The following is a 10,488-nucleotide window of genomic DNA, read 5'->3' as shown; positions in this document are numbered from 1 at the left end:
GTGCGGCCGGGGGAAGGAGTGTCGCTTCCTGGGCGGTCGCTTCCTGGGCCGCCGCCGCGCGGAGTGCCTGCTCGACGTCCGCCCGGAGAATCAGCCCGTCCCGTCCGGAACCCGTCAACTCCCGTAGTTCCAGGCCGTTCTCGCGCGCGAGTCGTCGTACGAGGGGCGAGATCACGGGTACGGGACCGTCGTCGCGACCTGCGGTCTCAGGAGCGGAGGCAGGGGCGGGGGCGTCCGCCGCCGACGTCACGGCATCCGCCGCCATCCGCCGTACCCTCCGCCGCCGCGCCGGAGGTGCCCCCGTGCCGTAGCCCACCAGCACGTTCCCCGAGCCCTCGGTCTCGCCCTCGGCGTCGGAGGCCGGTGTCCCCACCGCGACCGTCAACAGCGGGGAACCCACGGGCAGTTCCGTGCCCTCCTCGCCGAAGCGGGCCGTGACGACACCGCCGTAGGGACACGGCACCTCGACCATCGCCTTGGCCGTCTCGACCTCGACGACGGGCTGGTCGATGGCGACGACGTCGCCGACCTCGACCAGCCAGCGCACGATCTCCGCCTCGGTGAGACCCTCGCCGAGGTCGGGAAGCTTGAACTCCAGCACTTGTGCCATCAGTTGTCCGCCTCCCACTGGAGCCGGCCCACGGCGTCCAGGATCCGGTCGACGCCGGGCAGATGGTGCCGCTCCAGCATCGGCGGCGGGTACGGGATGTCGAACCCGGCGACGCGCAGCACCGGCGCCTCCAGGTGGTGGAAGCAGCGCTCGGTGACGCGGGCCGCGATCTCGCCGCCGGGGCCGCCGTAGCCGCCCGACTCGTGCACGACGAGGGCGCGGCCGGTCCGCCGTACGGACGCGCAGACCGTCTCGTCGTCGAACGGGACCAGGGAGCGCAGGTCGACGACTTCGAGGTCCCAGCCCTCGGCCCGGGCCGCCTCGGCGGCTTCGAGGCAGACGGGCAGGGACGGGCCGTAGGTGATGAGCGTGGCGCTGCGGCCGGGGCGGCGTACGACCGCGCGGCCGATCGGGTCGACGGGGGTCGGCTCGTCGGGGTTCCAGGTGTCCTTCGACCAGTACAGGCGCTTGGGCTCCAGGAAGACGACCGGATCGTCGGAGGCGATGGAGGCGCGCAGCAGGCCGTAGGCGTCGGCGACCGTCGCGGGGGTGACGACGTGCAGGCCCGGGGTCGCCATGTAGTAGGCCTCGGAGGAGTCGCTGTGGTGCTCGACGCCGCCGATGCCGCCGCCGTAGGGGACGCGGATGGTGATCGGGAGGGGCATGGCGCCGCGGGTGCGGTTGCGCATGCGGGAGACGTGGCTGATCAGTTGCTCGAACGCCGGGTAGGCGAAGGCGTCGAACTGCATCTCCACGACCGGGCGCAGGCCGTACATCGCCATACCGACGGCCGTGCCGAGGATGCCGGCCTCGGCGAGGGGGGTGTCCGTGCAGCGGTCCTCGCCGAACTCCTTGGCGAGGCCGTCGGTGACCCGGAAGACGCCGCCGAGGGTGCCGACGTCCTCGCCCATGACGTGCACCTCGGGGTCGGCGGCCATGGCGTCGCGCAACGCGCGCGTGAGGGCCTGCGCCATGGTGGCCGGTTTGAGGGCGACGGTGGTCATCAGTGCGTCCCCTCGCGCTCGGCCGCCAGCTCCGCCGCCAACTGTTCGCGCTGCTCGCGCAGTTGGGGGGTGGGCTCGGCGTACACGTGGGCGAACAGGTCCATGGGGTCGAGCACGGGGTCCTGGTTCATGTGCGCGCGCAGTTCGGCCGCCATGGTCTCGGCGGCGTCGCGCGCTGCCTTGATGCCGTCCTCGTCGATGAGCCCGCGCTCGGTGAGTTCGTGCTCCAGGAGGGCGATCGGGTCGTGGGCGCGCCAGGCCTCGACCTCGGTGTCGCCTCGGTAGCGCGTCGCGTCGTCGGCGTTGGTGTGTGCCTCGATGCGGTACGTGATGGCCTCGACGAGCGTGGGACCGCCGCCCTCGCGCGCGTGCCGTACGGCGTCGGCGAGGACCTCGTGCACGGCGACCGCGTCGTTGCCGTCGACGAGGCGGCCGGGCATGCCGTAGCCGACGGCCTTGTGGGCCAGGGAAGGGGCGGCGGTCTGCTTGGCGAGCGGTACCGAGATCGCGAAGCCGTTGTTCTGGACGAGGAAGACGACCGGGGCCTGCCAGACGGCGGCGAAGTTCAGCGCCTCGTGGAAGTCGCCCTCGCTGGTGCCGCCGTCGCCGACCATGGCGAGCGCGACCACGTCGTCGCCCTTGAGGCGGGCCGCGTGGGCGAGGCCGACGGCGTGCGGGAGCTGGGTGGCGAGCGGGGTGCTCAGGGGTGCGATGCGGTGCTCGCGCGGGTCGTAGCCGGTGTGCCAGTCGCCGCGCAGCAGGGTGAGGGCCTGCACGGGGTCGAGGCCGCGGGCGGCGGCGGCGAGCGTGTCGCGGTAGCTGGGGAAGAGCCAGTCCTGCTCCTGGAGGACCAGCGCGGCGGCGACCTCGCAGGCCTCCTGGCCGGTGGTGGAGGGGTACACGGCGAGCCGGCCCTGCTTGGTGAGGGCGGTGGCCTGCGCGTTGTACCGGCGGCCGCGCACCAGCTCGGCGTAGAGCCGGCGCAGCAGCCCGGGGTCGGCCTGCGCGGCCGCCTCGGTGCCGAGCACGCGGTACGGCGCGGTGTCGGGCAGCAGCGGCGCGGGGTCCGTGCGCGGCTGCCAGGCGGGCGGCGGTGTGGGCCGGTACGCGCCCCGCTGCTCCATGACCGTCATGACGGCACCTCCTCGTGGGAGTGGCTCGGAGAGGCGCGTCGGACGTGCCGCGCCTCCCTACCGATTGTTCGGTCGTCGGCACATTTTGGCTACAGGCACCTCCAGGCTGTGGACAAACGGTTCTCCACAACCTGGAATGAACGCAGTACGTCCATGCTAGGGAGGCGGGGGGACATGGCACCTGAACAAATGGCCGAAGGCCCGGAGGCGGGCAACGCCCCGCCGCCGCGTCCGCTGGACGCCATTGATCAGGACATCCTGCAGATGCTCCAGGCGGACGGCCGCGCGTCGATAAGGTCGGTCGCCGAACGGGTGCACGTCTCGCGCGCCAATGCCTACGCGCGGATCAACCGGCTCATCGAGGACGGCGTCATCCGCGGCTTCGGCGCCCGGGTCGACCACGAACGCGCGGGTCAGGGCACGTCGGCGTACATCACCCTGAAGATCGTGCAGAACTCCTGGCGCACGGTCCGCGAGCAGCTGAGACTGCTCCCGGGGGCCTCGCACATCGCGCTGGTGGGCGGCGACTTCGACGTCCTGCTGCTGGTGCACACGCCGGACAACCGGGCGCTGCGCGAGCTCGTTCTCACCCGGCTCCAGGAAATCCCCGAGGTGCTCAGCTCGCGCACGCTGCTGGTCTTCGAGGAGGAGGACCTGGAGCCCCAGAGCTGACCCGCTAGGCCTGGTCGCGCAGCCCGGAGAAGACCAACTGGGCCACCGCGTCGGTCACTTCGCGCTCGCCCATGCCCCGCGCGTCCGGCCGGTACCACTCCACGATGGAGTTGATCATCCCGAAGACGAGCCGGGTCGCGAGCCGTACCTCCACGTCACCGCGCAGATCGCCGTCGGCCGCCGCGGCCTTCAGCAGGTCGGCCACCCGATGGTCGAAGTCACGGCGCCGCTCCAGGGCCCACCGCTCGGTGTCGGTGTTGCCGCGCACCCGCAGCAGCAGCGTCACGTACGGCAGCTCGGAGGTCAGCACCTCGACCATCCGCCGCACGACGTACTCCAGCCGCTCGACGGCGCGCCCCACGCGTGCGTGCTCCTCGTCGAGGATCCCGAAGAGGCCGTCCAGGGCGCGGCTGACCGCGCGGCGGAGCAGCTCCTCCTTGCCGGTGACGTGGTGGTAGATCGACGACTTGGAGATACCGGCCGCCTTGGCGAGGTGCTCCATGGAGGTGCCGTCGTAGCCGCGCTCGATGAAGACCTGGACGGCGACGTTGAGCAGGGTCTCCGGGGTGTACGTGTCGCGCTTGGCGGTGGTCATGGGGTGCCCTCCCGCTTCTCGGTGGCGTACGCGTGGCGGTAGAGCGCCAGGGACGGCGCGTACCGTCCCGACGGATCACGCAGGTGCAGGTCGTCCAGCAGGTCGTAGGCCCAGCTGCGGCCGAGCCTGCGGCTCCATTCGAACGGACCCAGAGGGTAGTTGACACCCAGGCGCATCGCGGTGTCGACGTCCTCCTCGGTGGCGACGCCCTTGGCGACGGCGTCGTGCGCCAGGTCGATGATCCGGGCCACCGTGCGGGCGACGATCATCCCGGGGGCGTCTCCTACGACGCTGACGTTCTTGCCGAGCGCCTGGAAGAGGCCGATCGCCTCGGAGAGGGTCTGTGACGCGGTGTCCTGGGAGGCGGACAGGGCGATGCGGCCGGCCCCGCGGTAGTCGAGGGCGAGGTCGAAATAGACGACGTCACGGAACTCGACGGAGGTCTGACCGTCGGCGAGCGCCAGCTGACCGCCGCCGGGCAGCACCATCCGGGTGCCGTGATCCTCTTCCTCCTCGCGGACGACGATGCCCGCCTCGCGGATCAGCGCGACCAGCTCGGCGGCGGGCCCCAGGTCGCCCTCCACGACGACGTACGCGGGCGCCTGGGCCGGTTCCGCGGTGTGCGGCTCGGGCAGCTCGGCGTCGTCCCCGTGGTCGTACCAGCCGTGCCCGGTCTTGCGGCCGAGGCGGCCGGACTCGACCAGGCGGCGCTGCGCGAGAGAGGGCGTGAAGCGCACGTCCTGGAAGAAGGACTGCCACACGGAGTGGGTGACGGCCTCGTTGACGTCCTGCCCGATGAGGTCGGTCAGTTCGAAGGCGCCCATCTTGAAGCCGCCCGACTCACGCAGGACGGCGTCGATGGTGGCCGGGTCGGCGGCCTGGGCCTCGTAGACCGCGAAGGCCTCGGCGTAGAAGGGCCGGGCGATGCGGTTGACGATGAAACCGGGGGTGTCCGCGCAGGCCACCGGGGTCTTGCCCCAGGCGCGGGACATCTCGTACGCGCGCGTGGCCGACGTGACGTCGGTGGCGAACCCGGAGACGACCTCGACGAGCGGCAGCACCGGCGCCGGGTTGAAGAAGTGCAGGCCGACCAAGCGGCCGGGGTTGCGCAGGGCGGCGCCGATGGCCGTCACCGACAGGGACGAGGTGTTGGTGGCGAGCAGACAGTCCTCGCCGACGATGTCCTCCAGGTCGCGCATCAGCTGCTGCTTGACGTCCAGCTGCTCCAGCACGGCCTCGACGACGAGGGTGCAGTCCGCGAGGTCGGCCAGGTCCTCGGCGGGCAGCAGACGGGCCTGTGCGGCGTCCCGGTCGGCGGCGGTGAGCCGGTCCTTCTCGACCAGCCGGTCGAGCCGGGCGCCGATCGCGGCGGCCGCGTCCCGGGCCCGCCCGGGGACGGCGTCGTACAGCCGTACGACATGGCCCGCGGTCAGCGCGACCTGGGCGATGCCCTGGCCCATGGTGCCGGTGCCGACGACGGCCACGGGGCTGCTGAGGTCGAGTGCTGTCATGTGCGCGATCCTCCCGCACAGGGTTTTCCACAGATGCGGCGGACCCCCTTGTCCCGACCGATCGTTCGGTTACTCTAACTCTGACTGCCTGTTCCCGCCCAAGTCTCTGCCCAGGTCATGAGCTCGCAGACGAGTTCTTGAAACGAGGAGTTGGTCCCGCATGGCCGCCGAACTGACCACGCCCGAGCTGATCGCCCGGCACCGGTCGACACTCGACCAGGCGCTGGAAGCGATCCGCACGCGCGCGTACTGGTCCCCGCACCCCGAGCACCCCAAGGCCTACGGCGAGCACGGCAGCCTGGACGCGGCGGCGGGCAAGGCCGCCTTCGACGCCCTCCTCGGCACCCGCCTCGACCTCGGCCAGCCCGGCACGGACGACTGGGTGGGCGGCGAAGTGTCCCCGTACGGCGTCGAGTTGGGCGTGACGTACCCGCACGCGGACCTCGACGTCCTGCTGCCGGCCATGCGTGCCGGGCAGCGGGCGTGGCGGGACGCGGGCGTGGAGGCGCGTGCCGTGGTCTCCATCGAGATCCTCAAGCGGATCAGCGACCGGACGCACGAGTTCGCGCACGCGGTCATGCACACCAGCGGCCAAGCCTTCATGATGGCGTTCCAGGCGGGCGGCCCGCACGCCCAGGACCGCGGCCTGGAGGCGGTGGCCTACGCGTACGCCGAGCAGGTCCGCACCCCCTCCGTCGCGGAGTGGACCAAGCCGCAGGGCAAGCGCGACCCGCTCGTCATGAACAAGCAGTTCACGCCGGTGCCGCGCGGGACCGCCCTGGTCATCGGCTGCAACACCTTCCCGACGTGGAACGGCTATCCGGGCCTGTTCGCCTCCCTCGCCACCGGCAACACGGTCCTGGTGAAGCCCCACCCGCGCGCGGTGCTGCCGCTCGCGCTCACCGTGCGGATCGCGCGCGAGGTGCTCACCGAGGCCGGCTTCGACCCGAACCTGGTGGCACTCGCCGCCGAGCGTCCCGGTGAGGGCATCGCCAAGACGCTGGCCACCCGCCCCGAGATCCGGATCATCGACTACACGGGGTCGACGGGCTTCGGCGACTGGCTGGAGACCAACGCCCGCCAGGCGCAGGTCTACACGGAGAAGGCCGGCGTCAACACGGTCGTCGTGGAGTCGACCGACGACTACAAGGGGATGCTGTCCAACCTGGCGTTCTCCCTGTCGCTGTACAGCGGCCAGATGTGCACGACCCCGCAGAACCTGCTGATCCCCCGGGACGGCATCGGCACCGACCAGGGTCCCAAGTCCTTCGACGAGGTGGTCGCCGACCTCGCGCGGTCCGTGGACGGCCTCCTCGGCGACGACGCCCGCGCGAACGGCCTGCTGGGCGCACTGGTCAACCCGGACGTGAAGGCCCGCCTGGAGGCAGCCGCCGGGCTGGGTGAAGTCGCCCTGGCCTCACGGGAGATCACCAACCCGGAGTTCCCGGACGCGGTCGTCCGCACCCCGGTGATCGTGAAGCTGGACGGGGCGAAGCCGGACGACGAGGCCGCCTACATGAGCGAGTGCTTCGGGCCGGTGTCCTTCGCCGTCGCGGTCGACTCGGCCTCCGACGCGATCGAGCTTCTGCGGCGGACAGTGCGGGAGAAGGGGGCGATGACTGTCGGGGCGTACACGACCGACGCCGGGGTCGAGGCTGCGGTTGAGGAGGTCTGCCTTGAGGAGGCCGCCCAGTTGTCGCTGAACCTGACCGGTGGGGTGTTCGTCAATCAGACTGCCGCGTTCTCCGACTTCCACGGGTCGGGTGGCAACCCGGCTGCCAATGCGGCGCTGTGTGATGGGGCGTTTGTCGCCAACCGGTTCCGGGTTGTCGAGGTTCGTCGGGACGCCTGAGAGCTCGGGAGGTGCGGTATCTGCGCGAGTGGCGGTCCGTTGTGGCTGGTCGCGCCCACGCGGCGGAGCCGCAAATTGACACAGCCCCGCGCCCCTAAAAGGGCGCTGCAGTGGACGTGCTCCAGTGGTACAGGGTCATCGCCACGCTCGTCGCCAGGTTGTAGCTGGAGACCTGGGGGCGCATCGGGAGGGACACCAAGTGGTCGGTGCGGGCACGTAGTTCGGCAGACAGGCCGCTGCGCTCGGAGCCGAAGGCGAGGACGGCGTCATCCGGGAGCTTCAGGGCCCGGATGTCGTCGCCCTCCGGGTCGAGGGCGAACACCGGCCCAGGAGGCAGTTCTGCCACGGTCAGCCGCTCCACGGCGGTCGCGTAGTGCAGGCCCGCCCCGGCGCGCACGACCGTCGGGTGCCAGGGGTCGAGCGTCCCGGTGGTGACCACCCCGGTCACCCCGAAACCGGCGGCGAGCCGGATCACGGCCCCGGCGTTGCCCAGGTTGCGCGGGTTGTCGAGGACGACGACGGGCGCGGTGCGGGGCGTGTGCGCGAGCTTCTGGAGATTGGCCTCGCGCGCGGGGCGTACGGCCAGGGCGGCCACCGCGGTGGGGTGGGGGCGGGGCACGAAGGACCGGTACGTGTCCTCCGGGACCTCCGTCAGCAACGCGTCCAGGGTGTCCCGTACGTCGGGGGCCAGTTCGTCGGCGAGGGCGAGGGCCGCCCGCCGGTCCGTGGTGACCGCCATGGGGACGTCGGCCCCGAAGCGCAACGCGTGCTTGAGGGCGTGGAAGCCGTCGAGCAGCACGGAGGTTTCGGCTAGCCGGTGCCAGGTGGCTGCGGCGGGGGCGGTCATGGGGTGCAGCCTACGTGGGAGCGGCGCGGCCACAGCGGGTGCGTGCACCCGGGCTCCGTGGGTGCGCTGCGACCCGTGCGGGTGCGCTGCGCGGCCCCGTGGGCGCGTGCCTGGCCTCGTTGAGCGTGCCGTGGCCCTCTGGACCTACGTCGGTGTGCTCGGGGTCGTCCGGGGCGCGGGGCTCCTCTGGGTGCCAGGGTCCTCCGGGGCTGCGCCCGAATCCTCGGGGCGCCGACGCGGCGGCGTGGGGGCGCCTTCGTGGCCGTCTTCGGGACGCGTCGAAGAGCCGGACGCGGAGGCCACCGTAGAACCGCTTTCGGGGAGCGGCGCGGGGCCCGCCCCGGAGCGCGACGGCGTGGGACCGTCGGCCGGTGGCGGGGCGGAGGCGCCTCCTTCGGGGAGCGGGCTCGGGCCGCCTGCGGAGAACACCCGTCCACGCGCGCGTGCCGCCCACCCGCCCAGCTTCCGCAGGAACGACGTCGGCAGGAAGACCGCGTCCGTCGCGATCATCGCCAGGGAGAAGAACGGCAGGCCCAGGAGTACGGCGATCGCGGCGTGCTCGGCCATCATCAGGGCCAGCAGGACGTTCTTGACGCGTCGGTTGAAGAGCGTGAACGGGAAGGCGACCTGGACGATCACGGTCCCGTAGGTCACGAGCATGACCATGGTGCCGTTACCGGCCAGGAGGTCGGCGAGGGCGGGCCAGGGGGAGAAGTAGTCGAGGTGGAGCGGGTAGTAGACGGCGGTGCCGTCCTGCCAGCGGGAACCCTGGATCTTGTACCAGCCGGCCGTCGCGTAGATCAGACAGGCCTCGCTAGCGATCACGAACAGCGCGCCGTTGTGGATCACGTTGGCGACGATGTCGAGCAGCACCCGGGGCTCGTACGACTTCGCGTACCGCCCGATCACCCACCACAGGGCCTGCGCCAGCCAGACGCCCCACAGGAGCGCGGGCACGAACCAGTCGCTGTCGAACCGGCCCCCCGCGGTCACCGCGACGAGCACCGCGCCGAGGACAACCCACAGGACGGGCCCGACCCGGTCGGAAATCCACTCCCCACGCGCGCGTGCCTCCCGCCTACGCGCGGCCCGGCGCGCGTCCAGGGACCAGACCTGGCCGCAGCGGGTGAACACCAGGTACAGGGACATCAGGTGCAGGACGTTGTCGCCGCCGTCGCCCATGAAGACGCTGCGGTTCTGCAGCGAGAGCACGCCGACCATGAACAGCACGGACATCGTGCGGGTGCGCCAGCCCAACAGCAGCAGGACACTCGCCAGCACGGCCAGCGCGTACACCGCCTCGAACCAGAACTGCCCGTCCCACCACATCAGGGCCGTGAACGCGCCGTTGTCCGCGATCAGTTGGCGGGCGAGATCCCAGCTCCACGGTCCGTCGGGACCGTAGAGCTCCTGGCGGTGGGGCAGTTCGCGGAGCAGGAACAGCAGCCAGGTGCCGGCGAAGCCGATGCGGATCACGGCGCTCTGGTAGGGGCCCAGGGCCGACTCGGTGACGCGGGCGATGCCTCGGGACACCGACAGGGCGAAACCGTTCACCGGACGCCTCCCGCGGCCTCGTCCGCCGGGACCGGCCACCAGGGCAGCAGGCGGTACTGGGGGGTGGTCGACACCTGCTCGTCACTCCACTCGGGCGGGGGCACGTTGGTGGTGCGGGAGCGGACCTGGACGCGCTGGACGGCGCCGCCCTTTCCGGCCGCGTCGTCCCGGTCCAGGCGCAGCACGACGATGCGCCGCAGATACGTCTCCGCGAGCGTGCCGCGCAGGCCGATCGGACGGTTGTTGTTGTCGTGCGTGGCGGTGAGGAAGTCCCAGGCCCGGCGCAGTTCGTTCTGCTCGGTGTGGCTCGGCAGCGGATTGCCGTCGATGGCCGCGCCGTCCTCGGCCGACAGGTCGTACCAGCCGGTCGTACGGGTCGTGCCGTCCGCGGTGCGGACATCGGCGCGCACCTGGACCTCGATGTTCTGCTGCAACGGGTTCGGCGCGAAGAGCTTCCAGTTCTGCTCGAACTCCGGGTAGATCCACTCGTCGATCGCCTTGCCGTGCTGCTTCGTCACCGTGTTCGACGGCGCGACGTGCAGGAACACCATCCCGAGATGGACGAGCGCGGCCACCGCGACGACCGCGACCGCCAGCGCGGCACCGACCTGATAGCGCAGGGACAGCGCGGCGACGCCGATACGGGCGTCGGGGTACGCGGGGACGACGGTGGGGGCGTCCGCGGGGTCGTACGACGGCTGCGGCTGCGC

Annotated in this window: 10 protein-coding genes; 2 read left to right on the top strand and 8 right to left on the bottom strand. The window is 71.8% G+C overall.

All coding sequences use genetic code 11. The features are described 5' to 3' along the window. The 3 genes from AC31A1_RS37700 to pdhA all read right to left on the bottom strand — a co-directional run. Positions 1–610 (bottom strand): biotin/lipoyl-containing protein (locus tag AC31A1_RS37700; RefSeq protein ID WP_489657614.1); only part of this gene is annotated, 610 nt, incomplete at its 3' end. Then, entirely contained in the window at positions 610–1,614 is a 1,005-nt protein-coding gene (locus tag AC31A1_RS37695; RefSeq protein ID WP_489657613.1) for an alpha-ketoacid dehydrogenase subunit beta, read from the bottom strand. The genes AC31A1_RS37700 and AC31A1_RS37695, both read right to left, overlap by 1 nt. Next, positions 1,614–2,747: a pyruvate dehydrogenase (acetyl-transferring) E1 component subunit alpha gene (pdhA, locus tag AC31A1_RS37690; protein ID WP_489657612.1), complete on the bottom strand. Its 1,134-nt coding sequence runs from the start codon at positions 2,745–2,747 to the stop codon at positions 1,614–1,616. The genes AC31A1_RS37695 and pdhA overlap by 1 nt, the downstream gene beginning before the upstream one ends. Before the next feature lie 189 nt (positions 2,748–2,936). Between pdhA and AC31A1_RS37685 the strand changes: the two genes are divergently transcribed. Next, positions 2,937–3,419: an Lrp/AsnC family transcriptional regulator gene (locus tag AC31A1_RS37685; protein ID WP_489657615.1), complete on the top strand. Its 483-nt coding sequence runs from the start codon at positions 2,937–2,939 to the stop codon at positions 3,417–3,419. 4 nt (positions 3,420–3,423) lie between these two features. On the opposite strand, the gene AC31A1_RS37680 is transcribed toward AC31A1_RS37685, so the two are convergent. Together AC31A1_RS37680 and AC31A1_RS37675 are read right to left on the bottom strand one after the other, a co-directional pair. Beyond that, the gene (locus AC31A1_RS37680; RefSeq protein ID WP_489657611.1) at positions 3,424–4,014 is read right to left on the bottom strand and encodes a TetR/AcrR family transcriptional regulator; all 591 of its coding nucleotides are present in this window, start codon (positions 4,012–4,014) and stop codon (positions 3,424–3,426) included. Beyond that, on the bottom strand, positions 4,011–5,525 hold the full coding sequence (locus tag AC31A1_RS37675) for a 3-hydroxyacyl-CoA dehydrogenase (RefSeq protein ID WP_489657610.1): 1,515 nt from the start codon (positions 5,523–5,525) through the stop codon (positions 4,011–4,013). The genes AC31A1_RS37680 and AC31A1_RS37675 overlap by 4 nt, the downstream gene beginning before the upstream one ends. Positions 5,526–5,685: 160 nt before the next feature. On the opposite strand from AC31A1_RS37675, the gene paaN reads away from it, so the two are divergent. After that, positions 5,686–7,377 (top strand): phenylacetic acid degradation protein PaaN, encoded by a 1,692-nt coding sequence (gene paaN / locus AC31A1_RS37670; RefSeq protein ID WP_489657609.1) that lies wholly within the window; start codon positions 5,686–5,688, stop codon positions 7,375–7,377. Positions 7,378–7,471: 94 nt separating this feature from the next. Here paaN and AC31A1_RS37665 read toward each other — a convergent pair whose 3' ends face one another. From AC31A1_RS37665 to AC31A1_RS37655, 3 genes are all read right to left on the bottom strand, one after another. Then, a complete protein-coding gene (locus AC31A1_RS37665; protein ID WP_489657608.1) occupies positions 7,472–8,224 on the bottom strand; it encodes a TrmH family RNA methyltransferase in 753 nt (250 codons plus the stop codon). Positions 8,225–8,368: 144 nt separating this feature from the next. Continuing rightward, complete coding sequence (locus tag AC31A1_RS37660) at positions 8,369–9,778, bottom strand: HTTM domain-containing protein (protein WP_489657607.1); 1,410 nt, start codon at positions 9,776–9,778, stop codon at positions 8,369–8,371. After that, on the bottom strand, positions 9,775–10,488 hold a 714-nt coding region (locus AC31A1_RS37655), incomplete at its 5' end, for a DUF5819 family protein (protein ID WP_489657606.1). The genes AC31A1_RS37655 and AC31A1_RS37660, both read right to left, overlap by 4 nt.

This window comes from Streptomyces sp. P5F9, from assembly GCF_057961495.1.
This window is presented reverse-complemented; position numbering and strand designations above follow the sequence as displayed.